This window comes from Planotetraspora sp. A-T 1434 (assembly GCF_025420585.1).
GTDB lineage: Bacteria > Actinomycetota > Actinomycetes > Streptosporangiales > Streptosporangiaceae > JAOEGB01.
In genome coordinates, this window is sequence record NZ_JAOEGB010000014.1 from 172298 (window position 1) to 197743 (window position 25446).

Annotated in this window: 31 protein-coding genes; 18 read left to right on the forward strand and 13 right to left on the reverse strand. The window is 69.8% G+C overall.

Annotated features, from left to right (window positions below; all coding sequences use genetic code 11):
* Window positions 1-184: 184 nt before the first annotated feature.
* The 10 genes from N5079_RS19910 to N5079_RS19955 all read right to left on the reverse strand — a co-directional run bounded on the left by N5079_RS19910 (window position 185) and on the right by N5079_RS19955 (window position 6055).
* Window positions 185-2353: an AAA family ATPase gene (locus N5079_RS19910; RefSeq protein WP_261585441.1), complete on the reverse strand. Its 2169-nt coding sequence runs from the start codon at window positions 2351-2353 to the stop codon at window positions 185-187.
* A complete protein-coding gene (locus N5079_RS19915) occupies window positions 2350-2655 on the reverse strand; it encodes a hypothetical protein (protein WP_261585442.1) in 306 nt (101 codons plus the stop codon). The genes N5079_RS19910 and N5079_RS19915 overlap by 4 nt, the downstream gene beginning before the upstream one ends.
* Complete coding sequence (locus N5079_RS19920; protein WP_261585443.1) at window positions 2655-4136, reverse strand: DUF2637 domain-containing protein; 1482 nt, start codon at window positions 4134-4136, stop codon at window positions 2655-2657. Before N5079_RS19920 ends, N5079_RS19915 begins: the two co-directional genes overlap by 1 nt.
* Complete coding sequence (locus N5079_RS19925) at window positions 4136-4519, reverse strand: WhiB family transcriptional regulator (RefSeq protein ID WP_261585444.1); 384 nt, start codon at window positions 4517-4519, stop codon at window positions 4136-4138. Before N5079_RS19925 ends, N5079_RS19920 begins: the two co-directional genes overlap by 1 nt.
* 119 nt (window positions 4520-4638) lie before the next feature.
* Window positions 4639-4800 (reverse strand): hypothetical protein, encoded by a 162-nt coding sequence (locus tag N5079_RS19930; RefSeq protein WP_261585445.1) that lies wholly within the window; start codon window positions 4798-4800, stop codon window positions 4639-4641.
* Between the two features lie 33 nt (window positions 4801-4833).
* A complete protein-coding gene (locus N5079_RS19935) occupies window positions 4834-4977 on the reverse strand; it encodes a hypothetical protein (RefSeq protein WP_261585446.1) in 144 nt (47 codons plus the stop codon).
* Entirely contained in the window at window positions 4977-5300 is a 324-nt protein-coding gene (locus N5079_RS19940) for a hypothetical protein (protein WP_261585447.1), read from the reverse strand. The genes N5079_RS19935 and N5079_RS19940 overlap by 1 nt, the downstream gene beginning before the upstream one ends.
* Window positions 5297-5443 carry a hypothetical protein gene (locus N5079_RS19945; protein ID WP_261585448.1) on the reverse strand — a complete coding sequence of 49 codons (147 nt, stop codon included), beginning with the start codon at window positions 5441-5443 and terminating at the stop codon, window positions 5297-5299. Before N5079_RS19945 ends, N5079_RS19940 begins: the two co-directional genes overlap by 4 nt.
* A gap of 29 nt (window positions 5444-5472) precedes the next feature.
* A complete protein-coding gene (locus tag N5079_RS19950) occupies window positions 5473-5607 on the reverse strand; it encodes a hypothetical protein (RefSeq protein WP_261585449.1) in 135 nt (44 codons plus the stop codon).
* A 136-nt stretch (window positions 5608-5743) separates the two neighbouring features.
* Entirely contained in the window at window positions 5744-6055 is a 312-nt protein-coding gene (locus tag N5079_RS19955) for a hypothetical protein (RefSeq protein ID WP_261585450.1), read from the reverse strand.
* A gap of 170 nt (window positions 6056-6225) precedes the next feature.
* Between N5079_RS19955 and N5079_RS19960 the strand changes: the two genes are divergently transcribed.
* The 5 genes from N5079_RS19960 (at window position 6226) to N5079_RS19980 (ending at window position 9026) form a co-directional block, all read left to right on the forward strand.
* Window positions 6226-6624 carry a hypothetical protein gene (locus N5079_RS19960; RefSeq protein ID WP_261585451.1) on the forward strand — a complete coding sequence of 133 codons (399 nt, stop codon included), beginning with the start codon at window positions 6226-6228 and terminating at the stop codon, window positions 6622-6624.
* Between the two features lie 257 nt (window positions 6625-6881).
* Complete coding sequence (locus tag N5079_RS19965; RefSeq protein ID WP_261585452.1) at window positions 6882-7487, forward strand: NUDIX hydrolase; 606 nt, start codon at window positions 6882-6884, stop codon at window positions 7485-7487.
* Window positions 7471-7875 carry an NUDIX hydrolase gene (locus tag N5079_RS19970; protein WP_261585453.1) on the forward strand — a complete coding sequence of 135 codons (405 nt, stop codon included), beginning with the start codon at window positions 7471-7473 and terminating at the stop codon, window positions 7873-7875. Before N5079_RS19965 ends, N5079_RS19970 begins: the two co-directional genes overlap by 17 nt.
* A 307-nt stretch (window positions 7876-8182) precedes the next feature.
* Window positions 8183-8728 carry a Panacea domain-containing protein gene (locus tag N5079_RS19975; RefSeq protein WP_261585454.1) on the forward strand — a complete coding sequence of 182 codons (546 nt, stop codon included), beginning with the start codon at window positions 8183-8185 and terminating at the stop codon, window positions 8726-8728.
* Window positions 8721-9026: a hypothetical protein gene (locus tag N5079_RS19980; protein ID WP_261585455.1), complete on the forward strand. Its 306-nt coding sequence runs from the start codon at window positions 8721-8723 to the stop codon at window positions 9024-9026. The genes N5079_RS19975 and N5079_RS19980 overlap by 8 nt, the downstream gene beginning before the upstream one ends.
* 191 nt (window positions 9027-9217) lie before the next feature.
* On the opposite strand, the gene N5079_RS19985 is transcribed toward N5079_RS19980, so the two are convergent.
* Complete coding sequence (locus N5079_RS19985; protein ID WP_261585456.1) at window positions 9218-9865, reverse strand: DUF4352 domain-containing protein; 648 nt, start codon at window positions 9863-9865, stop codon at window positions 9218-9220.
* A gap of 160 nt (window positions 9866-10025) precedes the next feature.
* On the opposite strand from N5079_RS19985, the gene N5079_RS19990 reads away from it, so the two are divergent.
* The 8 genes from N5079_RS19990 to N5079_RS20025 all read left to right on the forward strand — a co-directional run bounded on the left by N5079_RS19990 (window position 10026) and on the right by N5079_RS20025 (window position 15617).
* Window positions 10026-10379, forward strand: coding sequence for an ATPase, T2SS/T4P/T4SS family (locus tag N5079_RS19990; protein WP_410007811.1), 354 nt, complete (start codon window positions 10026-10028; stop codon window positions 10377-10379).
* Entirely contained in the window at window positions 10373-11125 is a 753-nt protein-coding gene (locus N5079_RS19995; RefSeq protein ID WP_261585457.1) for a type II secretion system F family protein, read from the forward strand. The genes N5079_RS19990 and N5079_RS19995 overlap by 7 nt, the downstream gene beginning before the upstream one ends.
* Complete coding sequence (locus N5079_RS20000; RefSeq protein WP_261585458.1) at window positions 11122-11877, forward strand: type II secretion system F family protein; 756 nt, start codon at window positions 11122-11124, stop codon at window positions 11875-11877. The genes N5079_RS19995 and N5079_RS20000 overlap by 4 nt, the downstream gene beginning before the upstream one ends.
* A gap of 193 nt (window positions 11878-12070) precedes the next feature.
* Window positions 12071-12322: a DUF4244 domain-containing protein gene (locus N5079_RS20005; RefSeq protein WP_315967871.1), complete on the forward strand. Its 252-nt coding sequence runs from the start codon at window positions 12071-12073 to the stop codon at window positions 12320-12322.
* Between the two features lie 4 nt (window positions 12323-12326).
* Window positions 12327-12680, forward strand: a complete 354-nt coding sequence (locus tag N5079_RS20010; protein ID WP_410007809.1) for a TadE family type IV pilus minor pilin — start codon at window positions 12327-12329, stop codon at window positions 12678-12680.
* Window positions 12677-13033 (forward strand): Rv3654c family TadE-like protein, encoded by a 357-nt coding sequence (locus tag N5079_RS20015; protein WP_261585459.1) that lies wholly within the window; start codon window positions 12677-12679, stop codon window positions 13031-13033. The genes N5079_RS20010 and N5079_RS20015 overlap by 4 nt, the downstream gene beginning before the upstream one ends.
* Before the next feature lie 76 nt (window positions 13034-13109).
* A complete protein-coding gene (locus N5079_RS20020) occupies window positions 13110-14318 on the forward strand; it encodes a cytochrome P450 family protein (RefSeq protein ID WP_261585460.1) in 1209 nt (402 codons plus the stop codon).
* A gap of 69 nt (window positions 14319-14387) precedes the next feature.
* A complete protein-coding gene (locus tag N5079_RS20025; protein WP_261585461.1) occupies window positions 14388-15617 on the forward strand; it encodes a hypothetical protein in 1230 nt (409 codons plus the stop codon).
* Here N5079_RS20025 and N5079_RS20030 read toward each other — a convergent pair.
* Window positions 15593-17923 (reverse strand): DEAD/DEAH box helicase, encoded by a 2331-nt coding sequence (locus tag N5079_RS20030; RefSeq protein WP_261585462.1) that lies wholly within the window; start codon window positions 17921-17923, stop codon window positions 15593-15595. The two genes, N5079_RS20025 and N5079_RS20030, sit on opposite strands and share 25 nt — an antisense overlap.
* A 140-nt stretch (window positions 17924-18063) precedes the next feature.
* On the opposite strand from N5079_RS20030, the gene N5079_RS20035 reads away from it, so the two are divergent.
* The 5 genes from N5079_RS20035 to N5079_RS20055 all read left to right on the forward strand — a co-directional run bounded on the left by N5079_RS20035 (window position 18064) and on the right by N5079_RS20055 (window position 24152).
* On the forward strand, window positions 18064-18414 hold the full coding sequence (locus N5079_RS20035) for an STAS domain-containing protein (protein WP_203881757.1): 351 nt from the start codon (window positions 18064-18066) through the stop codon (window positions 18412-18414).
* Between the two features lie 16 nt (window positions 18415-18430).
* On the forward strand, window positions 18431-18853 hold the full coding sequence (locus N5079_RS20040; RefSeq protein WP_261585463.1) for an ATP-binding protein: 423 nt from the start codon (window positions 18431-18433) through the stop codon (window positions 18851-18853).
* Window positions 18854-19191: 338 nt separating this feature from the next.
* Window positions 19192-21507 (forward strand): sodium-translocating pyrophosphatase, encoded by a 2316-nt coding sequence (locus tag N5079_RS20045; protein ID WP_261585464.1) that lies wholly within the window; start codon window positions 19192-19194, stop codon window positions 21505-21507.
* Window positions 21508-21657: 150 nt separating this feature from the next.
* Window positions 21658-22119, forward strand: coding sequence for a SixA phosphatase family protein (locus N5079_RS20050; protein ID WP_261585465.1), 462 nt, complete (start codon window positions 21658-21660; stop codon window positions 22117-22119).
* Window positions 22116-24152, forward strand: coding sequence for an FUSC family protein (locus N5079_RS20055; protein ID WP_261585466.1), 2037 nt, complete (start codon window positions 22116-22118; stop codon window positions 24150-24152). The genes N5079_RS20050 and N5079_RS20055 overlap by 4 nt, the downstream gene beginning before the upstream one ends.
* Here the strand turns inward: N5079_RS20055 and serB are convergent.
* A complete protein-coding gene (gene serB / locus N5079_RS20060) occupies window positions 24149-25357 on the reverse strand; it encodes a phosphoserine phosphatase SerB (protein ID WP_261585467.1) in 1209 nt (402 codons plus the stop codon). The two genes, N5079_RS20055 and serB, sit on opposite strands and share 4 nt — an antisense overlap.
* Window positions 25358-25446: the final 89 nt, after the last annotated feature.

Here is a 25446-nt window from a genome sequence, read left to right on the forward strand (position 1 = left end):
GCGGTTAGTTGGTGCGGCGGGTAGGTCAGACCGCCTAACCGGGTTAGTGATCTACTTCTGTGGTTCTGAAGGGCGGATTTAGGCCGCGACCTGCGGAAAGTGAACGGTGTTAGCCAGTGAGTACGGGTTAGCTGAGCGGCCCTGAGTGGCCCGCAGAGCGGCTCTCGCGGGCAATCGGTCTGTCTCACTCACCCGCCTCTCGCAGCGCGAGAACGTGCCTCAAGTCGGCCGGGTCGAGCCGCAGTACGTTGCCGGTGTTCGTGACCTTCACCCCGTGCTCGCGCGTCAGGATGTCCCGGAGCTGGATGCCGGTGAGGGCCTGGTAGGGACGCCAGTCCGAGGCGAGCTTCCGCAGCATCGCCGGGAGGTCGGCCACGCGGACCCGCTCGGAGTCGAGCACCTCATCCAGGTCGGCCAGCAGGTCCCGCTCCTGAGCTGGCGCAGCCGCCCCGGCCGGGCCGATGCCGGCCTTCTCCCGGATCCGCAGGGCCCGCTCAATGACCTGGGCGGCCTCGGCCTGGGACACGTAGTAGCCGCGCAGCAGTCCGGGCTTGGGCTCGAACCCGCGGGCCATGAACGTGCCCACGTCGCCGGGGCCTTCCTCGGTCTTGGGCTCCAAGCCGACGGCGGAAATGCCCGCCTTGTAGGAGCCCGTGCCCAGCACCGCATCGTTGGACTGCTGGTCACCGATCGCGAAGCACGCCTTATTGCTGGTCACGGCCATGACCTTGCGGGGCAGTGAGGTCGAGGACGGTTCCGGCGTGGCGAGGATCAGCGTGATGCCGTACTTGCGGGCGGCGCTGATCAGCTTCACCGTGATCTCGACCGCTTCGTCGCCGTACTCCTCGTGCATGTACAAGGCCTGGCACTCGTCGACCACGATGATCCGGGGGCGGAGCCGGGCGTCCTTCTCAGCGAGTTCCCGGGTCACGGCGCGGGCGTTGTGCTCCTTGAGCGCCTTGCCACGCACGTTGAGCTCGTCGTATGCCCCGCGGAGGGTGCCCAGGCAGGCCTCGACGACCTCTTCGCCGGTGCCGGTGAGCAGGGTCCGCAGGCGGGGCTTCATCGGGTCGTAGTCGGCGTTGACCGCCATCACGAACACGTCAGCGTCGACGAGCGGGTCCAGCAGCGCGCCCAGCAGCAGGTTGATGATGAGCGTGGACTTGCCGGAGCCCATCATCCCGGCGATGGCGTAGTTGGCCTCGAACAGGCGGCCCGTGATGCGCTTGCCGCGGATGTTGACGGCCGCCGGGGCGCCCTTAAAGTAGTCGCCCGTACCGTCCTTGAGCAGCGGCCATGCGTCGACCGGCCCCGACAGGGCGCCCTGGTCGGCGACCCACATGTCGAGCACGCCGGGCAGGTTGCGCGGCTCGGTCGCCCACACCTCGACGGGGAAACGCACCAGGTTGTGCGCGAGGACCTTCCTCCGATCGTTGATCATCTCAACGGTCACGGCGGGGGGCAGCTCAAGCTGGGTGTGGTACCCCTTGCCGTCCCGCTCGGTGGGCAGGACGAACCTGGGACGCCACCCCGCCTTGAACGCCTTGTCCAGCTTGGAAATCCCCAGGTGGCGCAGGGCGTTCAAGATGGCGCCCTCGTCAGGGATCAGGTCCCGCGCCTGCGGCTCGTCGGCGTCGGCGACCAGCCACTTCACGGCGGTGCCGCGGCGCTTGCCTTCCCGCCACGCTGCGACGACCAGGGCGACCGGCAGGAGCGGCCACACGTACGTGACCACGGTCAGGATCAGACGGATGACCCCGCCGGCGACCTGCCACACCGTGCCGAACTCTCCGACCCCGGTAGCCCACACGGTCAGCGACAGCGCCAGCAGCAGCACCAGCGCCCCGAGCACCGAGATGCCGAGGAACTTGGCGACGTTGAGAGCCAGCAGCGGCAACTCCATCAGCCGGGAGCGGCGCGCGGCCACGGCCCGCTCCTTGCGGTCAACCCACTCGGCTAGGGCTTCGCGGTCGCCGGCGGCCTCCGCGGCGCGGATCTGGCGGCGGTGGATGCCCAGGGTGAGGGCGTCCCACGCCCGGACAAGCCACGAATGCCACCCCTGACCTGCGGTGACGGCCACGGACGCGGTCACCTTGGCGACCTTCACCGTGGTCGGTGACGGCTGCACCGCGATGACCCGGCCCGCGATCGTCGCCGGCAGGCGCAGCGTGGGCGCAGGGGCCTGGGGCTCGTCCACGACCTCGAACTCGTAGACGATACGCTCCAACTCGGCGTGCTCGTCCTCGACGGGCAGCGGCGGGGCGTCGGCCGGACGCCGGTCGGGAACCCACGGACCGCGGATCACGGAGCCGCCTTTCGGCTGCTCAGGGGTGTGGTCGGTCGCCTCACTCATGACGCCTCCCGGAGGGTGACGGGGTGCCAGTCGATGAGGTCGCAGATGTGCCAGCCGAGGCAGGCGACCAGCAGCGCCGCCGCTTCGAGGACCTTGAGGGCGACCCCGCACAGCACGACGAGGAGCGCGCACCCGGCCAGGGCGAGGGCGACGGTGACGCCGCCGGCGGCGAGGAGGGGCGCTTTCCACCCGTGGGCGCGCACGGCCTGCCAGATCTGGGCGATCGTGCGGGCTTCCGGGGCGGGGGCGCGGCGGGCGGTCAGGATGAGCACCAGCACGGCGAGTAGGGCAGCGGTGAGCATCACGACACCTCCGTCGTGGTCGTGGGGACGTCATCGGCAAGCGGGGTGTGGTGGCCGTTCGTGCCGCGGTCACGGGTTAGACGAGCCCGGCGCTTCTCCCACCCAGACAGCTCCTCAACCCACACGCGGCGAAGTCGGGAAGCTAGACCGCGGTCAGCATTTGCATGGCGGGCCAACTCGATGGGCCGCGGGTAGCGCCCGTGGGCGCGCTCGCTGTCCCAGAAGGCCCTCATGACCTCCGTCTTTGTGGCCTCGTCGCTCTCGTTGATGACCGGCTCGGTGGCTCCTTCGAGGGTCACGTTCGGGGTCATCAACGGGGTCACCCGCGGGGTCTCGGGCAGCGCCGGACGGAGGTCGAGCAGCGGCGAGGTGATGACGCCGCCCATGACCTCATCCGTGACCGCGGGGGTGACCTCCGCAGGGGTCACCGGGGACCTCACCGAGAGGACCGCAAGGGAAGCCCGACGCATGGCTCGCCGCGCCGCTGCGGCACCGTCCCACGACCGCAGTTCCTCCAGCGCCTTGTCGCCCTCCGGGCTGGCGGGCGCCAGGTCCAGCACCGGCCGGCCGACGATCGCCCCGTCCACGATGCCCAGGCGGCCGGTCTTCGCGGCCTCCTTGTCGGCCTTGGACTGATAGCGCACAATCTTCCGGGCCAGGCGGCGGTCACGGCGGGAAGCGGCGGGGCCGACCCCGTACCGGTCGATCCACGCGGCGGTCCACGCGTCCTCCACCGTGGAGCCCTGCGCGGCCCGGATCGACGCGGCCGCCCAGGAGATGCGGGGGTAGCGCAGGCGCCGCCACAGGTCCCGGCGGATCTCCGCCCCGCTGCGGCGGGACGCCGCCTGCCGGTCGAGAGCCGCTTTCATCTCCCACATGACGATGCCGAGCAGGGATGACGCGGCGTACACGGCACCCACCTGCAGGCCCGCCCACGGGTCGGTTGTGGTGGCGGCCTTGTCGACCTGGTGCCAGAGGTTCATCCCGGCGGCGTTGGCCGCCATGACCCACGTCATGAGCCTGTAGCGGATGGTCGGCAGCCGCTTTTCGATCGCGCGGTGGGTCAGGTACGCGTTGTAGAGGACGGAGCCTTCCATCGCCACGGGCAGGGTGAACGCCGCAGCGCCGAGGTGCATGACGTCTTCGGCGAAGGCGAGCTGGCCGCCCCAGGCGATGAACATGGGGGAACCCATCGCGGCGGCAGCCACGATCGAGTGCCCGCGGGACTTCACGGCGTTGGTGAGCGCGCTCGCGGCGCGGCGGCTGGCGGCGCGCCGCTCTGCTCGCCGGACCTTCTTGGCGGTCGTCTTGGCGGACTTGTCCAGCCGCTTGGCCTGGGTGTCCTCGCGCTCCATCTGGCGCCGCTCGCGCTCCAGGCGCAGCATGGTCTCCGCCCGGAGTGCTTCGGCTTGGGCGCGGCGGGTGTCGGCCTCGGCCTGGGCGGCGGTCCGCTCGGCGCGGTGGTCGTAGTAGGTGGTCATCACGCCGCCGCCTTTCCGGCACGCTGGGCGGCGCGGCGGCGGTTGCGTCGCATCTGCCACCGCTGCCACGGCGCGGCGGCGCCGCTCACACCGTGAATCTCGGACCGGGGAAGGGTCTCCTCCTCGCGGAGGGCCAGCTCCAGGCATTCGGCCTGCACGGGGCAGCCCTTGCACAACGCCTGAGCGAACTCCTCGTACTCGGCGCGAGCGTCCTTCTCCCACTGGGCGGTCAGCACGTCGACGGGCTCGTTGGCCCGGGGGGTCGCCCACAGGGGCGGCTCCGGCGGGAACCACGCGTCCGGGGTGGACGACTTGGCGCAGGTGCCGAAGGTGGTGACGGTCCACCGGAGCTCGTCGAGCAGGTCTCCTTGCGGGGTGTTCATGTGGGCTCACTCCTGGTGATCAAGGTTGGGTCTGGCGTTACGTGTCCGCCCGGGGCTTGCGCCCGGGTCCCGGCTGGCACGGCATGCTCCGGTCGGACTGGTGGAGGGGCTTGCACGGGTCAGTGCATGACGGCGGTGAAGAACGTGGCGATCCGGTCGGCGCCGGTCTGGACCTTGTCGATCGCGCCCTGGACGGTGTTGCCGGCCTGGGTGGGGCGGGTGAACAGGTAGAACGCGATGAACGCGATCGCGGCGACCTTGACCCATCGGTTGTGGAGCATGTGATCCTCCTGGGGAACTGGTGTTTGGGCTGGTCAGGTCAGGGGGCGTTTGAAGTACAGGACCGTGAACATGCGGTCCGGGTTGTAGATGGCGGCGGTCAGCTCCCATCCGTCCGCGCCGAGCTTGTTCAGGTCGGCGTCGCGGGCGTTGATGGCGCGGTACTCCCAGCGGGTCATCACGCACCTCCGGGCGGGTGGAGCAGGTTGCCGACCATGCGGTCGGGTTCCAGGTCGGAAGCCCCCAACCAGACCGCGGTGTCAGGGATCGGCTCCCAGGTGCCGCCGGTGGGGCGGACCTGCTGGGCGACCCACCCCCCGCGGTCGGGGTAGATGCCCCACAGCCCGCCGGCGGCGCCGACGACGACCATGGGCACGTCCTGGGCGTGGGGGAGGTCGCAGACGAGGCGGGTCAAGTAGACGCGGGCCTGGACGGCGGCTGCGGCGATGTCGTCGGGGGTCGTGTTGTCCGGGTCGACCGAGTTCTCCCACCAGCGGTTCATCGAGCCCTCCGGTCGGACTCCATGCGGTCGGAGTGGGCGTCGTCCTCTGGGTTCCGCGGGTCGTTGTCCGGGTCCACCTCGGCCTCGCACCAGTGGAACTGGGCCAGCCAGCGGCGGCCGAACTCCTCGGTCGGGGCTGGCACCGTGTGGGGGCAGGTGGGGCACTGGACTCTCACTGGTCGTTCTCCTGGGCGTCGAGGTAGGCGGCGAACAGCAAGTCGGCGATGGCGTTGTCGTCGCAGCCGTTCTGGCGGAGGGCTTCGGCCAGCAGGTCGGCCGGATCCATGCCGGGGTCGTTGATGGTCACCGGGTCCTCCTGACGGTCCGTCCACGGCACACGTGACCAGCGGACGACATGGCGCTGCACGAGGGGCACACCGTGATCGGGGTGGACTCAGTGCGAGCCGGCTTCTCGGCGGTCGCGGAGGCGGCCTGCTTGGTGCTCACCGGGAGGCCTCCCCCCGGCAGATGGGGCACGACGGGTCCGGGCACGTGGCGGGCTCGACGTGGCCGAGGGTGGACAGGTCGTCGGGGGTGTTCCGCATCTCGACGATGAGCGTCACGGCGGCGGCGAGAACGCCGCGCTCCTGCTCGGTCAGCGTGGTGAGCAGGGTGGTGCCGACCTTGTCGAGCGCGTGGCCGGGGCCGGTGAGAGTGACCAGTTCGGCGGTCATGGCCATGCCAGCGGCGATGGCGACGGAGAACGCGGCCTCGCTGGGCTCCTCGCGGCGGGGGGTGGGGCTAATCTGGGTCACAAGTCATCACTCCTGGGTACGACAGGTTGGTGATCTAGGGCTCGTTCGGGTGTTGGCGCACCTGGCGAGCCCGTCTTCGTTTCTGGCCTCCGGGCGGTCCATTGACCATCCGGTGTGTCACACCATAACGTCGGGTGTAACACACCTGCAAGCGTCTGGGAGGACAGAAGATGGAACTCGCAGTGACACCGGGCTACCGCTACCGTGATCGTGTGCCGAATCAGCCGAAGACCCCGAGCCGCTCCGTCCGGGTGGACGACGGCGACTGGGACGAGCTCGGCCGGATTGCGACACAGCGGGGAACCGTGCGCGGCAAGGTCATCAACGAACTGATCGGCTGGTTTCTCGGCAAGCCGGGCGCCGAACTCCCGGCGCGGCCGGCTGACCGCGCACAGGAGCCGGGCCGCACGGTTCGGATCGATGCCGAGGTCTGGGAGCGTCTCCCCGCCGACCCGGTTGACCCGTACACCTCTCGGGCGAATCTCATCAATGAGGTCCTCGCTTGGTATCTCCGCATGCCTGACGCTGCGCTTCCCGAGCGCCCGCAGCCGAACGACAAGCAGGCGTAGGCGGCACAACAGACGTGCTGGTCAACGGCACTTTGTGTCCGTCTCTAGCCAATCGGCTGTGTTACTCCAATACGAGGCACCGGAATTGCATTCGATATGCGTCAATGCACGCTGAGTGCATTGCGAATGCATCGCCAGTGCATTTGTAAGACCCGGTTGTTAACATCAAGGCCAGGCCCGGCCCGGGAGCGGGGAACGTGGACGTCGTAGATCGCTGGACTGGACGGCATGCGTGCGCGCTCCAGTCCGCGATGCGCATGACAGGCGAAGAGTTCGCCGCCTCACTGGGCGTCGCCCGGCGCACCGTCGCGTCCTGGCACGCCCGGCCTGAGGTCGTTCTCCGGGCGGACATGCAGCGCGTCCTGGACACCGCGTACGAGCGGGCCCCAGCCGCCGCACGAGCCCGCTTCGCCCATCACATGAACCAGCACCTCCCCGCCCCCGAGGCCGGGCAGGGGCAGGCGCTCACCGTCGCCATCGCCATCGTCGTTAAGGCCGGGCATGTCCTGCTCGTCTGCCGCCGCGACGCCGAAACAGCAGGGATCACCTGGCAATTCGTCGCGGGCGTCGTCAAGCCCGGCGCATCACCCGAGCTCGCGGCCGTACGGGAGACCCTCGCCGAGACCGGGATCCACTGCACCGTACGCGCGCACCTCGGCAGCCGCGTCCACCCCGTGACCGGCGTCCTGTGCGACTACTACGTTTGCGATTACCTCGCAGGTGACGCCACGAACCGCGATCCTGACGAGAATGTGAGCGTCATCTGGGCGCCACGTTCGAGCCTCACGCGCTTCATCCCGCCCGAACAGATTTACGCCCCGGTGCTCGACGCCATCGAGGAGGACCATGAACGACCAGCCTGAGCAACCTGCCATCGCCGCCGCCGTCATCGTCGAGGATGGGCGGCTCTTGCTCATCCGCCGGCGTGTGAGCGAGGGCAGCCTGTCGTGGTCGTTTCCATCCGGAGCGGTGGAGGCAGGCGAGTCTGGGGAACAGGCCGCCGTGCGGGAGACCCTCGAAGAGACCGGCCTCGTCGTCAGCCCGATTAAGCACCTGGGCGAGCGCATTCACCCGAATACCGGCCGCCGCATGATCTACGTGGCCTGCGAGGTATTCAGCGGAGACGCTCACGTTGCCGACGCCGAAGAGCTCGCCGAGGTCGAGTGGTGCGACCGCGCCACGGTCGCGGACCACGTCCCCTATCCGTTCTTCCAGCCGGTCCAGGCGTACCTCGACGAGGCTCTGAGCTGAGACCCGCGCTGTGTCACTGGTTCATATGATGCTGCTGGTTCGCCCGTGCATGACCTTCATGGTCAGAGGGCGGTTACCTTGCCGCTCTGCCCGGTGACGGGGTTCCTCTCGCGGCGTACGGTCGAGATCGCAGCATGCAAGACATACCGTTCCGGTCTGGCGAGGGGAGCCTCTTCGCATGCTCAGGAATCTTTTGTCACGGTCTGGACTGGTCCCGGCCCCACGTGACACGGTTGAACGTATGTTCGAGCAGAACGAGTCGGAGTCGGGCCTGCGGTCGATCAATCGGGGACCATATTCTGAACCCATGCCTGCCTCAGCTCACGCCATCGCCGCGGAACTCCGCCAACGGCAACCCGGCATGGGCGTCAAGAAGCTCCACAAGCTGCTGTACTACGCCCAGGGCCACCACCTGGCCGCCTTCGGCCGCCCGCTGTTTAGGGAATCGGTCTCCGCGTGGGACATGGGGCCCGTCGTCGGCCAGCTCTGGGGGGCCGAGAAGTACGGCGAACCCGTCGAAGCACAACCGGGACTCGGTGAAGCCGAGCTCAATACGATCGCCTACGTAGTCAGCCGGTACGGCGGCTTGACCGCCAAGGACTTGGAGAACCTCACCCACTCCGAGGACCCCTGGCAGCGGGCCAACGTCGACCGGGAGCCCGGGGGAAAGGCCCGCATCGAACTGGAGTGGATGCAGGAGTTCTTCGCCAGCCAGGTAGACGGTGAGGACGAACCCCAGCCTGACCCCGCCGACCTTGCCCGCCTCGTGGAAGGGGCCCTGCAGCGGCGAGACCAGCCGCGCCGCGCGGACAGCATGGAAGACATACGCGCATGGCTGGCGGCCCGTGCCTGAGCAGGCGAAATACAAGCTTGAGGGCTTATTGGAGGCCCTTGAAATCTGGGAACGGAACAATCCGGCTTCGGGTGTCCTGAAAAACGTCCACGCGGCCATCATGGACTGGGCGCTTGACCGTCACACCACCCCCTATCAGGGGGTGAAGCGTGTGTTCGAGGCTGCGAACCTGTGGCGGGGTCGCATCCCCAGAACGTTGCATGACGGCCACGTGGTGTTCTGCATGTTCTGGGTGGAGGAGACCACCCGCACCGTCCGGTTCGACTCGTTCACGACGCTGAGCCTCCCTGCCGACTAGACCTCTTGGGCTGTGAACCGGTGACGCTTGCCACCTCGCCAAAGTCGACCCTGAAGGCCAGATGACTCCCGAGAACCGGCTGAAAGCCACGAAGAACGCTCGACGGCGTCGCCCGGTAGCAGAAGGGCCGCCCCGCCGTAGCGGAGCGGCCCTTTCTGTTGTGAGAAGCCGGCGAGCGGACCCCGCGCGGCTCAGGTGAGTGAAATCCGAACCCCGCCGGAGAACATCGAGTCGTGCAACTCGATCGCTACCGGATTGAGGCCCTTGGGGACGTCGAACACCACCGTCCCGTCCACCTTCAGGCCCGGGTTGATCTGCTCGTAAAGGCTCTTGGAGTCCTTCAGCCAGATCGCAGCGCCGGTGTCCGCCTCGTACTCGCGGCCTGCCGCGTCGATCAGCTTCTGCGCGGAGCCGGCGAAGTGCTGAGCCTCGTCGCCGATGTTTGTCACCGTGATGGTGACCAGGATGTACTCGCCCTGCGGTTTCTGCTCCGTCAGCCCGGAGCCGATGCTTTCGGCCCGGACGGCCTCCTTTACGGAGAACTCGAACTTGCCGTCCCGCACGATGGACCCGCGGTCGGCGATCGCCTTGGTGTCGGCGTTCCCGCCGGCCGATGACGAAGTGCTGGCGCCGACGGCGACGAGTACGGCGCATCCGCCGAACAGCAGCAGGAGGACGCCGCCGATGACGGCCAGGATGATGAGTCCGGTGTTGGACTTCTTCGGCGGCCGGGCGGGCGGGTAGCCGTACCCCGGGGGCGGGCCGTAGGGCTGCTGCGGCTGCTGGCCCGGTTGGGTCTGCCACTGCCGTGGATCCTGGGGGCCTTGCTGGTACGCCATCTTGTGACTCCGGGGGGTGGCTGACTTGTCGTCTCCGTAGACGGATCATGTACCGTTCGGGGTTACCTGGACCTCCGTGGAGACCGGATCGTTAGACTCGCACTGACCTGCGGAGACGGCTGCCCGCAGTGTTGGTGTTTTTCCGACTTACAGCGACCTGCTGGCCGCGCTCAACACCGGCCACGAGGGCGGATGCGGGACGCTGCACGCCAACAACGCGACGGACGTGCCCGCCCGTCTGGAGGCCCTCGCCTGCGCGGCCGGGCTCTCCCGTGAGGCCGTCCACAGCCAGATCGCCGCCGCCCTCGACGTCGTCGTCCACCTCGTCCGAGGCCCGGGCGGCGGGCCACGCCGGGTGGCGGAGATCTGCCTGCTCGAACGGGAGTCGTCCGGCCTGGTCGTCGCGCTCCCCGCACTGACGTTCGCACCTCAAGGTGGCATGATCCCTGGTCCGTCCTTCGAGGCGTTGAGGGCCCGTTTTCCATCGCCGCTGGAGGGTGAGGCCCCGTGGTAGCCGTAGCCGCCCTGGCGGCGGCGCTGTCCGTCTGGGTATGGGCCGCGCCCGGCGCCGCCGCCGTGAGGCTGGCGGAGCTCATCGGAACGCGTAGCCGCCGACCGCGTCCTCGCTTGCTCCCCGAGCGGCCGCGACCGGCGGCCAAGGCGGCTGCCTGGCGCGCGGCGTCCATCGAACTGTGCCAGATCATCGTGGCGGAGCTCGCCGCCGGGAAGACCCCGGGCGATGCGCTGGCGAGGGCCGTCCTGTCCGTGAGCGCCCCTGATCCGGCCGTACTGGCGCCGGTGGCCGCCATCGCCCGGGACGGGGGCGATGTCTCTGCCGCTCTCCTCCGCGCCGCCCCGGCACTCGGCGGCGAGGGCCTCGTACGGCTGGCCGCCTGCTGGCGGGTGAGCGTGACGGTGGGAGGTGGTCTGGCGGCGCTTGTCGAGCGGGTGGGGGGCTCGCTTCGCGAGGCCGAGGCACACCGGCAGGACCTGGCCGCTCAGCTCGCCGGCCCCCGGGCGACCGCCCGCATGCTGGCCGGGCTGCCCGTGCTCGGTCTCCTGATGGGGGCCGGCCTCGGAATGAACCCGCTGTCCTTCCTGCTGGGCGGTCCTGCCGGCTTCGCCTGCCTCGTGGTCGGCCTCTCCCTCAACGCGACCGGAGTCTGGTGGACCAACCGCCTCGTCGCCCGAGCGGAAGGATCGCCGGTCACCCAGGAGCCCGCCACCCAAGGGCCGACCACCCGAGGGCAGGGGCCGTGATCTCCCTCGCCGCCGTGCTGACCGCGCTGGCCGTCTGGGCCTGGCCGGCTCCGGTGTCCCCAGAAGAGCGGCTCCGGGCGGTTCGAGGCTCACGCGTGGTTCGAGGCTCACGGGCGGCCGGGGATGCGTCCAGGGGCGCCGTGGACCGGAAAGCTCCCCCGCCGGGGGTGATCGTCGCCGTGCCGGTGGGCTTCGCCGGGTTCCTCGTGGTGGGCGGACTTCCCGGGCTCGCGGTGGGAGGGCTGCTCGGCGTCGGCGCGTACGTGGTGATCAACCGGCGGGAGCCCGCCGACGTCCGGCGTCGGCGGGAACGGCTGACGGCCGATCTCCCGTTCGCGGCCGATCTCATGGTCGCCTGCCTGCGCGCCGGTCAGCCCTTGAGCGGGGCGATCGACACGGCCGCCCAGGCTGTCGGAGGTCCTCTGGGAGAGCGGCTGACCTGGGTGGGCGCCCAGGTGAGGCTCGGCGCCAATCCGGAGGCGGCATGGGCGGTGCTCGCCGATGAGCCGCCGCTCGCGTCTCTGGCGCGGACCATGATGCGGGCCGCGCGCAGCGGGGCTCCCGTGGCCGATGTCCTCACGCGGCTCGCGGACGACGCGCGTCATGCCTCCCGTGCCGCTTCCGCCGCCGCCGCTCGCAGGGTGGGCGTGCAGGCGGTCGCGCCTCTGGGCCTGTGCTTCCTCCCGGCGTTCGTGTTTCTGGGCATCGTCCCGGTGGTCGCCGGATTGGCCGCCCAGATCCTCCTCCCGTGACTGTGGACAGGCTTATCCACACCTGTGGACAGAGAGGGTGGCTGTGGTGCGGCTCCACGGCGGATCATCTGGGCATTCACGTAATCCACAGGCGGTGGTCCCATCCACAGATCGGTGCAGGCCTCGCGGACGGAGGCGCCGAATCCAGCAGCCTGAGGCCCACGGGCGGATGGTCCGCCCCGAGGAGGGCCCGATGACCACATTGACAGTCACCCCTGTGAAGCGGCTGGTTCTCGCCGTGCGTTCCCGAGTTCGTTTGGCGGGGGTGCAGTGGACGCTGCTCGCCCGCACACGGAGAGAGGCGGGTATGTCCACCGCCGAGTACGCCGTCGGCACCATCGCCGCCTGCGGGTTCGCCGCCCTGCTTTTCAAGATCGTCACAAGTGCGGAGGTCAGGTCGATGCTTGCCGCACTCATCCAGAAGGCGCTCAAGCTGGCGGGATGAGCGAGTGACACGCGAGCGCGGGTCGGTGACGGCGGAGACGGCCGTCGCGCTTCCGGCCCTGGTGGTGGTCTTGGCCGCCTCGCTATGGGTGATCGCGGTCGTCGGCGCTCATCTGGAATGCGTGGACGCGGCTCGGGCGGGCGCCCGGGCCGCGGCCCGAGGTGAGGCCCCAGAGGCCGTGCGCTCCGCCGTCGTCAGGGCGGCTCCCGGAGGCGCGCGAGTCGTGGTCTCGCCGGGGGCGGAGGTTACGCGCGTCGATGTCTCCGTGGCCGTCCAGCCGCGCTGGGGTCCGATGCTTCCCGCCGTCGAGGTGAGGGCCTCGGCCGTGTCCGCGACTGAACCGGGGGTGTTCCGATGAGGCCGATGCCGCCGCGCGACCGGGAGCGGGGATCGGCGACGGTGTGGATGGTGGCCGTCATGGCCATGATCTGGGCGATGACGATGGCCGTCGTCCTCGTCGGCGCCGCCCGCGTGGCACGTCACCGTGCGGAGAACGCCGCCGATCTCAGCGCGCTCGCGGCGGCCGCCAGGGCGTTTTCGGCGCCGCGGGACGCCTGCGCGCGGGCGGAGACGGTGGCGGCCGCGAACGGCGCCCGGGTCGACTTCTGCTCCGTCGTTGGGGGCACGGTGAGCGTCTCCGTCTCCGTCCGGTTCGGTTTCCATACCGCTTCCGCGACCGCGAGGGCGGGTCCGGTCACCGCGGAGATCTGAAGGGGGCCATAAAAGCCGGTAATCCGGTCATACTTGAGGTGGATCTTGCTGAAGCATTCCAGAAAGGGACGAAACCGTGCCGGAGAAAATCCCGATCGAAATCCTGTTCTCGCCGCAGTTCGGCGCCGATCCGTACGCTCTGTATACGGACCTGCGGGAAAAGGGGCCGGTGCACCCGATCGACTTACCGCCGGGCACGAACTCGTTCCTCGTCATCGACTACGCGCACGGTCGCGCCGCGCTGGCGGATCCCCGGTTGTCGAAGGACATGCGCAACGCCGGAGAGTGGTTCCGCGCACGGGCAGCGGAGGACAAGATCCTTTTCGGCACCTCGCTCCTGACGTCGGACCCGCCGGATCACACGCGCCTGCGGCGGCTGGTCTCCAAGGCGTTCACGCCGCGCCGGGTCGAGGATCTGCGCCCACGGGTCCAGGAGATCACGGACGAGCTGATCGACGCCATGGTCTCCAAGGGTGAGGCGGACCTGATCGAGGAGTTCGCATTCCCGCTGCCCATCATCGTCATCTGCGAACTGCTCGGCATTCCGGCGGAGGACCGGGAGAGCTTCCGCGAATGGTCCACCCTGCTCATCACCCCCGACCTGACCGAGGAGATCCATCGGCGGCGTAAGCAGGCGGGCCACGACATGTGGGACTACTTCCGCCGCATGATCGCGGCTCGGCGTGCCGAGCCCGAGACAGATCTGATCAGCGCCCTGCTCGTGGCGAGGGACGAGGACGGGCTGCTGACCGAGGACGAGCTCCTGTCGCTGCTCTCGCTGCTGCTGATCGCCGGTCACGAGACCACGGTCAACCTCATCGGCAACGGCATGGCGGCGCTGCTGCGCCATCCGGGCCAGCTGGCCCTGCTCCGCGAACGGCCGGATCTGCTTCCGCCGGCCATCGAGGAGTTCCTCCGCTACGACGGACCGGTGGAAAGGTCCTCCATCCGCATCGCGATGGAGGACCTCGAGATCGCGGGCACGCCGATCCCCAAGGGCAGCATGGTGCACGTCTCGCTCGGCGCCGCGGGGCGCGACCCCGCCGTGCTGGCGGATCCCGACAGGCTCGACATCACCCGCGAGGACAGCCGGCATGTGGCGTTCGGCCACGGCATCCACTTCTGCCTCGGCGCGCCGCTGGCCCGCCTGGAAGGGCAGATCGCCTTCGGCTCCCTGCTCAGCAGGCTGCCCGCCATCGAGCTGGCCTGCCCGACCGAACAGCTCACCTGGAAGCAGACGGGCTCCATCGTCCGGGGGCTCACCACGCTTCCTGTCCGCTGGTGAGGATCTCGCCGTAGAATCAACGACTTCTTGGACGGCACGTCCAAGAATGGGCCCAAGGAAGGGGATGGCATGCTGACGACGGTTCGCAGGCTGGCCTTCGCGGCGGTGTTGGTGCCTTTCGCGATGGCGTCCGCTCTGGCGGCGCCGGCGAGCGCGGCGGACGGCGAAATCCTGTCTCCCTCCGACGGCCAGGTCATCAGGGACTCCGGGCCTGTGACGGTGTCGGCCAAGACCGACTTGCTCCAACTCAGCATGGGCCTGTACGTCGAGGGTCCGTCCGTCTCCCGCCAGAAGATCGGCGGAGGCGGCGCCGGCCAGACGATCAGCGGCTCCTTCGACCCGGGTGTCGCCCCGAACGGCACCTTCACCGTGAGCCTGTTCGGGGAGGTCACCCAGAAGACCTACAAGACCTCCACCTTCATCCTCAGCCGGCCGCCCGCCGCGCCGTCAGGCGTCGAAGCCCGGCTGAAGGGCGGCCAGAAGGGCGGTAAGGCGGAGGTCGTCGTGTCATGGGTCAAGGGAACCGAGCCCGACCTGCGGTCCTACGAGATCTCCACGAGCGGCAAGGCGAGCGCGTTCCCGGCGGACGCCGTGTGCTCAGGGTCCGCCTGCCGGGCCACCCTGACGGTGCCCGCCAAAGCGGCCGGGCACCAGGTCGGCTTCTCCGTCCGGGCGGTTCGTCCGGACGGGCGGGGAGGCACCGTGGCCTCTCCGGTCTCGGCCGCCCACGTCAAGATCCCGGCCTTGGCGAAGCCCACGCCCACCGCCACCGCCACGCCGCACCCCAAGGACGGTGGGTCCGTGGCTCCTGCGCCGTCCGTCCCCGCGCGCATCCCCGCCCCATTCCCCAAGGTCCCCAAGACCGAGCTGAAGCTGCCCAAGGTGGCCGATGGTAGCGGCTACGCCTCTCCGGAGGTCGCAGCCCCCGCGAAGACCCGGGCCGCCGGCCCGGTCGCCGAGTCGTCCGCGCTCGGGGGGCTGAACTACGGCATCCTCATCGCGGTGGCCGTGGTCCTGCTGCTTCTCGGGATCCACATAGGCACGTGGATGCGGCGCCGTACGGACACGGAGGAGGCTCCCACTTCCGGACCCCTCCCCAGCCGTCCGGCCACGGCGACCGCCCGCCGTCCCGCCGTCATCCTCGCCCGGCGACCCCCACAGGCCGTCAAGCCCTCACAGGCCGTCAAGCCCTCACAGGCCGTCAAGCCCTCACAGGCCGTCAAGCCCGTCCCGGACCTCGACGGGCCGCCGCCCAGGCAGCCGGCGCACGACGTCTACGAGGAGGACGCCCGGTTGTAGCCGAGCAGCACGCCGAGAAGGCGGAGGGCCCCCGCCTTGTCGAGGGGTTCGTTCCCGTTGCCGCACTTGGGCGACTGGATGCAGGACGGGCAGCCGCGCTCGCACTCGCAGGAGGCGATGGCCTCACGGGTCGCGCCGAGCCAGTCGGACGCCCGGGCGTAGCCGCGTTCGGCGAAGCCCGCCCCGCCGTCGTGCCCGTCGTAGACGAAGACGGTGAGCAGCCCCGTGTCCGGGTGAAGCTCGGTGGACACGCCGCCGATGTCCCATCGGTCGCAGGTGGCGAACAGCGGGAGCAGGCCGATCGAGGCGTGCTCGGCCGCGTGCGCGGCGCCACCGAGATCGACCCCTTCCAGCGGAGCGAGAGCGGAGTCGGGCAGCGTCCACCACACCGCCCGCGTGCACAGGGTCCTGGGCGGCAGGTCGAGCGGCTCCTCGCCGAGGACCTCCCCGCTCTGTGTGCGCCGCTTCAGGTACGAGACGACCTGGCGGGTGACCTCCACCGTGCCGAAATGCAGCTCGCCGGGGCCGAAGGGCTGGGAGCGCAGCGACTCGATGACCTGAATGTCGGTCACATCCCGGGCGAAGGTGGAGTAGTCGGGCTCCGCCGCATCGACCAAGGCGACACCGGAGTCCAGATCGAGCGTCTCGACGACGAAGGTCTCGCCTTGGTGCAGGTACACCGCGCCGGTGTGGACGTTGGTGTGGGCCGACGGCTCGTCCACGGTGCCCAGGAGCCGCCCGGTGCTCGACTCGACCACCTGAATGGGGGGCCCGCCCGACCCCCGGATGTCGGCGAGGTCGGCGGCGCGCTCCCTGCTCGTCCAGAACCAGCCCGTGGCCCGCTTGCGCAGCAGCCCCTGGTCCACCAGGTCGTCGAGCACCTCCGGCGCGGAGGAGCCGAAGATCTCCAGGTCGTCGTCCGTGAGCGGGATCTCCGAGGCGGCGGCGCACAGATGAGGCGCCAGCACGTACGGATTGTCCGGATCGAGGACGATTGCCTCCACGGGCCGGCCGAAAAGCGCCTCCGGGTGGTGCACGAGGTAGGTGTCCAGAGGGTCGTCCCGGGCGATGAGCACGGCGAGGGCGTCCTGTCCGGCGCGTCCGGCCCGGCCGGCCTGCTGCCACAACGAGGCGCGGGTGCCCGGCCACCCGGCGATGAGGACGGCGTCGAGGCCCGACACGTCCACGCCGAGTTCCAGCGCGTTCGTGGTGGCCAGCCCGGTCAGCTCGCCCGAGCGTAAGGCTCGCTCCAGGACGCGGCGGTCGTCGGCGAGATAACCGGCCCGGTAGGCCGCCACCCGGTCCGCGAGCCCGCCGTCGACCTCTTCCAGGTTCCGCCTGGCGGTGAGGGCGACCGTCTCGGCGGCCCGCCGGGAGCGGACGAAGGCCAGCGTCCGGACGTCCTCGATGACGAGATCCGACAGCAGGTCGGCCGTCTCGGCGGTCGCCGTACGCCGGACCGGGGCGCCGCCCTCGCCCCGTAGATCCGTCAGAGGGGGCTCCCACAGGGCGAAGGTGGTGGAACCCCGAGGAGACGCGTCCGTCGTCACCTCGGCCATCTCAAGGCCCGTCAGCCGCATTCCCGCCACGGCCGGGTCGCTCGCCGTCGCGGACGCCAGCAGAAAGGTCGGCTGGGAGCCGTATTTGGCGCAGACACGGCGGAGCCGGCGCAGGATCTGGGCGACGTGGGAACCGAAGACGCCGCGGTAGCCGTGGCACTCGTCGACGACCACGAGCCGCAGCCGCCGCCAGAATGACGACCACGAGCCGTGGCGCGGCAGGATCGACCTGTGCAGCATGTCCGGATTTGTCAGGATGTAGTTGGCGTGCTGCCTGACCCACTGGCGCTCCTCGACCGGCGTGTCCCCGTCGAAGGTCGCCGCCCGGACCTGGGCCAGCTTCAGCCCTCTCACCGCTCTCAGCTGGTCGGCGGCGAGCGCCTTGGTGGGGGTCAGGTAGAGCACCGTGCCACCCGAGAAGATCTCCGTGACCGCCGGAAGCAGGTACGCCAGAGATTTTCCAGAGGCGGTGCCTGTGGCAATGATCACGTTTTGGCCACGGTGAACGTGCTCGGCCGCCTCGATTTGGTGCTGCCAAAGGCCCGGAATGCCCTGATTCGCCAGACGGCTTTTGAGCAGTTCAGGGGCCCAATCCGGCCACCGGACTTGACCCGCTTGACGTGCTGGAACATGCTCCACATGGGTGACCCGCCGCTGGCGTGCGGGGACCGCGAGCAGGCGGGCGAGGAGTGGGCCTGTTCGGCGTGAGAGTGAAGAAGACGGAGTCACTGGTTTCCAGTCTGGCATCTGCGGGGAGAGTCGCCCGGAGTCGTGATTTCGTATAGACACGGAGTCGGCGCGTGGTTGAATGCCGCGCGTCAGGGTCGTCGTTCACCAGGATGCACGACCCGCATCGAGACCTACGCAAGTAAGGCGCTGGAGGATCTGTGGATCTGAAGTTGGACCACCATTCCGAGGACAGTCTCACCATCGTGGATGTTGAGGGTGAGATCGACGTCTACACCGCGCCCAGACTGCGTGAGCTGCTGATCGACCTGGTCAACAAGGGCAACTTCCACCTCCTCGTGAACATGGAGAAGGTGGACTTCCTCGACTCGACCGGCCTTGGCGTGCTGGTCGGCGGGCTCAAGCGGGTCCGGGCGCACGACGGGTCCCTGGAGCTCGTCTGCACGCAGGAGCGCATTCTGAAGATCTTCCGGATCACCGGTCTCACGAAGGTCTTCGGGATCTACGCCTCCGTGGAAGAGGCCAAGGAAGCCCACGGCCGGGACAAGTGACGGCCGAGGAGCCAACATGGCCACCGTCGAGCTGACGTTCAGCGCTCTGCCGGCACACGTGCGTACGGCACGGCTGGTCGCGACGGCCATCGCCCGGCGCACCGGTGTGGCGGAGGCGCTTCTGGACGAGGTGCGGCTCGCCGTCGGGGAGGCGTGCTCACGGGCAGTGGAGGCGCACCGCCTCCACTGCCCCGGGGAGCCGGTTCGCATCGAGTTACGTGATGACGCGGGCCGTTTCGAGGTGACCGTCACGGACGCCGCCCCGAGCGAGGACCTGAAGCCTCACGTGATGGAGGCGAACGGCAACTTCATGCCCGAGGAGATGGGCGCTCTCGGGATCGCGGTCATCGCGGGACTCGCGGACGACGTCGAGGTCTACCCCGGGCCCAAGGGCATGCGGATCAGGATGAGCTGGCCCGCGCTCCCCAGCGCGGTCTAACGGAGATCGGGTGCCGCCCCCCGTGAGTGGCACTCGATCCAAAAACCTGATTTCGGTCCCGCCGTAAGGAGGGCGAGCGCTCCTGACTCGCCTGGTCAAACCACCAACAAAGCCGGGCAAACATTGGTCCATTACTGGACGACGCCCTAATTAGCGGCCCGAAGGGCCTTTCATATCCGCCGCGTCGCTGCGTAGACTCCCGGCACCGGCCAAGGTATTGCGGATGCAACCGGAAGCGGCACTGCCAATCACCCGGAAGTGCGCCGCTAGGCCACGGTAGAGACATCGTCAGCAGCGCCCTCCGGGCAGGACCAACCCCGTCTGGCCGAGGAGGACGGATGTCTGCCCCAACAGCGGTAGCTCTCAGCGGTTCTCATCTCACGCTTGTCATAGTCGTAGCGGCCGTCGCCCTGCTGGCTCTCGCCGTCGCAGGCGGCCTTGTCCGTGAGGTGCTCGCCGCAGGGCAGGGCACCGAGCGCATGCAGAACATCGCGCGAGCCGTACAGGAAGGCGCCGCCGCATATCTAACGCGGCAATTCCGAACGCTTGCGGTATTTGTCGTCATCATTCCTTTCCTGCTGCTCCTGCTGCCGTCGGACTCGACCAGCGTGGCGGTGGGCCGATCGGTCTTCTTCGTGGTCGGCGCGGTGTTCTCGGCGCTGACCGGGTTCATCGGCATGTGGCTCGCCGTCCGCGGAAACGTCCGCGTGGCGGCGGCCGCCCGCGAGTCCGGTGAGAAGGTCGCGATGCGCATCGCGTTCCGCACCGGTGGTGTGGCCGGCATGTTCACCGTCGGCCTCGGCCTGCTCGGGGCCGCCATCGTCGTGATCGTCTACAAGGGCGACGCGCCGAACGTGCTGGAGGGCTTCGGTTTCGGCGCCGCGCTGCTCGCGATGTTCATGCGTGTCGGCGGGGGCATCTTCACCAAGGCCGCCGACGTCGGCGCCGACCTGGTCGGCAAGGTCGAGCAGGGCATCCCCGAGGACGACCCGCGCAACGCGGCCACCATCGCGGACAACGTCGGCGACAACGTCGGCGACTGCGCCGGAATGGCGGCCGACCTGTTCGAGTCGTACGCCGTCATGCTCGTCGCCAGCCTCATCCTCGGCAAGGCCGCCTTCGGCACCGAGGGCCTGGTCTTCCCGCTGATCGTTCCCATGATCGGCGTCATCACCGCGATCATCGGCATCTTCACCACCGCCCCGCGCAGCGGCGACCGGTCGGGCATGTCGGCCATCAACCGCGGCTTCTTCATCTCGGCGGGCATCTCCGCCGTGCTGGTGGCGGGCGCGGCCTTCGCCTACCTGCCGTCGAGCTTCGCCCAGCTCTCGGGGGCGAGCACGGAGATCAAGGCGCTCAGCTCCGACCCGCGCCTGATCGCGATCGGCGCCGTGCTGATCGGCCTCGTCCTGGCCAGCGCGATCCAGATCCTCACCGGCTATTTCACCGAGACGAACCGCCGTCCCGTGAGGGAGATCGGCGAGAGCTCGCTCACCGGCCCGGCCACCGTCATCCTGTCCGGCATCTCGGTCGGCCTGGAGTCCGCGGTCTACTCGGCCCTGCTGATCGGCGCCGCCGTCTACGGCGCCTTCCTGCTCGGCTTCGGCAACGTCACCGTGGCGCTGTTCGCCGTGGCCCTGGCCGGCACCGGCCTGCTGACCACGGTCGGCGTGATCGTGTCCATGGACACCTTCGGGCCGGTCTCGGACAACGCCCAGGGCATCGCCGAGATGTCCGGCGATGTGGAGGGCGAGGGCGCCCGCGTGCTCACCTCCCTGGACGCCGTCGGCAACACCACCAAGGCCATCACCAAGGGCATCGCGATCGCGACAGCCGTACTGGCCGCGACCGCGCTGTTCGGCTCCTTCCGCACGGCGGTCGAGAGCGAGCTCGGCAAGGCGTCACAGGGTGTCAAGGACGCGCTGGGCTCGTTCTCCCACTTCAGCCTGTCCGTCGACGCGCCGAACGTGCTCGTCGGCCTGATCATCGGCGCGGCTGTGGTGTTCCTGTTCTCCGGCCTGGCCATCAGCGCGGTCGGCCGAGCGGCCGGGCGGGTCGTCTACGAGGTCCGCGAGCAGTTCCGGACCAAGCCGGGAATCATGGACGGCACGGAGCTGCCGGACTACGGCCGCGTGGTGGACATCTGCACCCGTGACTCGCTGCGGGAGCTGGCCACTCCGGGCCTGCTCGCGGTGCTGACACCCATCGCTGTCGGCTTCGCGCTCGGGTACGCGCCGCTCGGCGCCTACCTGGCCGGAGCGATCGCCTGCGGCACGCTGATGGCGGTGTTCCTGGCCAACTCCGGTGGCGCCTGGGACAACGCCAAGAAGCTGGTCGAGGACGGGCACCACGGCGGCAAGGGCTCGGCGGCCCACGAGGCCACGGTCATCGGCGACACCGTCGGCGACCCGTTCAAGGACACCGCCGGCCCCGCGATCAACCCGCTGATCAAGGTGATGAACCTGGTCGCGCTGCTGATCGCCCCCGCGGTCGTCACGTACGCCGACAACCCGGCGGTCCGCATCGGCGCCACGGTCGTCGCCGTGGCCGTCGTCGTGGGCGCGGTCGTCGTCTCCAAGCGCCGGTCGACGAGCATCGCGCCGGCGGCGGGCGACAGCGAGGAGGAGCGGACCTCGGAGCCGGTCGGACGCTGATCCACTGGGCCCTCCACCCACCGGGGTGGGGGGCCCTTTAAACTTTCCTGTTATGGACAAGCCGACCGGTGGCAGGACTCTGGCGCTGATCCTGCTGGCCATGGTCGCCATATTCGCCGTGATCATCGGCCTGGCGGTATGGGCGGCCGGATGAGCGGCCTCACGGTGATCGTGCTGAGACACGCCAAGGCCGCTCACGACGGGGGCCTGGCCGACTGGGACCGCCCTCTCACTGCCCGAGGCGAGCGCAACGCCCGCGAGGCGGGCGAACTCATCGGAAGGCTCGCCCCCGGCCTCATCCTCGCCTCGCCGTCGGTCCGGACCCGGCAGACCGCTGAGCTGCTCGGCCTGGACGCGCCCATCGAGTTCGAGCGCGACATCTACGAGGCCTACCCGGAAGAACTGCTCGACCTGCTCCGCCGTACCGGCTCGGACGTGGAGACGGTCGTGCTCGTGGGGCACAATCCGGGCGTCCACCAGCTCGTGCTCTCCCTCACCGGAACGGCGGGCGATCACTTCCCGCCCGGGGCGTTCGCCGTGATCGAGCTTCCGGGCCCCTGGTCGGAGGCCGCTCCCGGAGACGGGCGTCTGGTCAGCACTCACTTTCCATGAGGATCGACGACACCCGTCTTGTCCTGGGCTTCGGCCTGACAGGGGCCGCGTGCCTGGTCATCCCACTGGTCGTCGGCGTCGTCACCGGGCATCCGGCGGGCGGCGCGATAGTCGGCCTCGGCGCCTGGCTGGTAGCCGCGCGAGCCATCGCCGACCCGGCCGGGGTGAGCACGCCGTACATGCTCGGCGGGGTCGTCTCGGTCGGCGTGGGCACCTTCCTCGGGGTCCTGCTCTCGGGCCATAACTGGCTGATGGTGCTGGTCGCCTCGCTGGTGGGCGCGCTCGGCGTCTTCGTACGGCCCGTCGGCATCACGCCCGCGCTCGCCCTGCTGCTGACGGCCTCCAACCCGTTGCCCGTCGACCCCGTCCGGCACACAGGCCTGCAACTGCTCGGGGGGCTGCTGTCCACCGCGATGCTCACAGCGCCGTGGCCGTGGCGGCGGACCCGCCCGCTGGCCGCCACGCTGGAGGAGGCGGCCCACGCGCTGGCCGCGCTCGCCGAGGCGGCTCCCAGCGCCGATCCCCACCAGTGGGACGAGCTCCGGCGGAAGGCCGCCGCCGCTCTCAGGAAGGCCCGGACGACCCGGATGAGCTGGCAGCAGCGCTCCCGGGCGGCCGAGAAGACCGCCGCGGCGCTCCGGCGGGTGTTCTACGAGATCGTCGCGCTGCGAGGCCTGTGCACCGCACTCCGCCGTCAGGCGCCGGACGCGGAAGAGAAGGTCGGCCTCCAGGAGCTGGCCGACTCCATCGCCCACGCGCTGCGGTCCTTCATGGCGAACTGTTCTCCCGTGCCGGGCGTCGACTTCACGGCCCGGGTCGACGACTTCCGCGCCGAACGCCCGCACGAGGAGCGGGAGTTGCTCGTCGTGGTCCTCCTGCGGCAGATCGCCCACTCCGCCGACCGCATCAGGGAGGCCCTGTCCGGGGCGTGGGACGCCGCCCGCGAGATGTGCGCGCCGGGCTTCACCCTGCCGGCACTCCCCGCGCGGCCCCGGCTGTCGTTCGACGATCCTCAGGTCCGGCACGCGCTGCGCGTCTTCCTCGGTACGGCTTTCGCCTCGCTGATCATCGTGTTCTACCGGCCGGCCTTTCCGCACTGGCTGGTGATCGCGGTGCTGGTGACCTTGCAGCCGACCTATGGGGAGACGCGGGCCAGGGTGTGGGCCCGCGTCGGCGGCAGCACGGTCGGCGCGATCATCTCGGCGGGGATCCTCACTTTCGCGCCCGGCCACTGGGTGCTCGTGCCGCTGATCGGCCTCGCCGCCGCGCTGGCGTTCGGGCTGTCGTCGGTCCACCACGCCTACTGGGCGACGTTCATGACGATGTGCGTCCTGCTGCTCATCGACTTCCAGGTGCCGCAGACGGCAAAGGTGGCCGAGTCGCGGGTGGTGTTGACCATCCTCGGCGGGCTCATCGCCCTCGCCTGCACGCGTTTGTTGTGGCCACGCGGAGAGACCGTCAGGCTGGCCGACCGGGTGGCCCGGATGCTGGCTGCCCACGCCGCGGCGACGCGGACGCTCGGGCAGGTCAGCCGTGGGAAGGCCGCCGCGGAGAAGGGAGTCGATCAGATCGGGAAGGCGGCGCTGGCGGCCGATGTCGTCACCGGCTCACTGGGCTACGTCGCGCACGAGCCGGGCGGGAGCGCTCCCCGGGCCATAGAGGAGGCGGTCGAGGCGGCGCAACGCGTGCGCGACGACCTCATGACGCTCACCTCCGTCCTTCACGAAGAGCCGGGTGAGGGCGGCCCCGTCCCCGAGGTCCTCGACATGGTCGCGGACCGGCTGGAGGCGGCGGCGGAAGCCGTACAGACGGGGGAGCCGCACGAGTTCACAGGAGACGTGGACGAGAGGCTGGCCGACGTGTCCGCGTCGCTCGGGGGTCTGGCCGAGCGGCGTCTCGCGGAGCTCGACGAGGATCCGAAGGACACGCGAACGGAGGTGCGGCGTGCCCTGCTCCGCACCACCGCCGTCGACCAGGCGCTGCGCTCCCTCCGCGACGACGCGGCCCGTCTCTGCGAGGCGGCCACCTCCTAGACGCCATCCTCGGCGTCGGCGGCCTCGACCTCCTCGCGGGAGATTCCGAGCAGGTAGAGGATCGAGTCCAGATAGGGCACGTTGAGGGCCGTGTCGGCGGCCTGCCGTACGACCGGCTTGGCGTTGAACGCGATGCCCAGCCCGGCGGCGGCGAGCATGTCCAGGTCGTTGGCCCCGTCGCCGACCGCCACGGTCTGGCTGAGGGGGATGCCGGACTCGGCCGCGAACCGCTCCAGCGCCCTCGCCTTACCCGGCCGGTCCACGATCTCGCCGACCACCCGGCCGGTGAGCCTGCCGTCGACGACCTCCAGCGTGTTGGCGGCGGAGTAGTCGATGCCGAGATCCTTGACGAGAGCGTCAGTGATCTGGGTGAAGCCCCCGCTCACGATCGCGAAACGGTAGTCGAGCCGCTTGAGGGTCCGCACGAGCGTCCGCGCGCCGGGCGTGAGGACGACCTCCTTGACGACCTTCTCGAAGACCTCCTCGGAGAGGCCTTCGAGCAGCGCCACGCGCTTGTGCAGCGACTCGGCGAAGTCGAGCTCGCCGCGCATGGCCTGCTCGGTCACCCGGGCGACCTCGTCGAGGCAGCCCGCGTGCCGGGCGAGCAACTCGATGACCTCGGCCTGGATCAGCGTCGAGTCGACGTCCATGACGACGAGCCGCTTGGCGCGGCGGTGCAGGCCGCTGCGCTGGACGGCGACGTCGACCTGCTGCAGGGCGGCCTCGGCGGCGAGCTCCGCCCGCATCGCCTGCGGATCGGCGCCGGAGACCCCCATCTCGATGCAGGTCACCGGGTAGCTCGACAGCCGCTCTATGCGGTCGATGTTGCCGCCGCTCGCCGCGATCCGGCCCGCGATGCCCGCCATCGCGGCGGGCAGCAGCGGCGCGCCCAGCACGGTGACGTGCAGCCGGCCGCGGCGCCGCTTCTCCTTCGACGTCGTGCCGGTCGCGATCTCTAGATCCATGTCGAGGTCGGCGGCCACCTGCTCGACGGCGGTCCAGAGGCCGCCGATGGTGCTGCCGGTGCCGGTGGGCTGTCCGCCCGCGTAGGCGACCAGCACGCCGAGCGTGAGCCGGCCGCGGATGACGACCTGCTCCACGTCGGCGACGGTCACGGGAAACCTGGCGAGCACGGTGAAGAGCCGCGAGGTGACACCTGGGCGATCGGGACCGGTCAGCGTGATCAGGAGCGTGCGCTGGTTCACGTTGTTTGAGGTTACTGGGCGCCTCGTCCCAACTGTGCATGAGGTTCACCATGCGGACGTCTCACTGCCAGGTTTCGGCCATTTCCGCA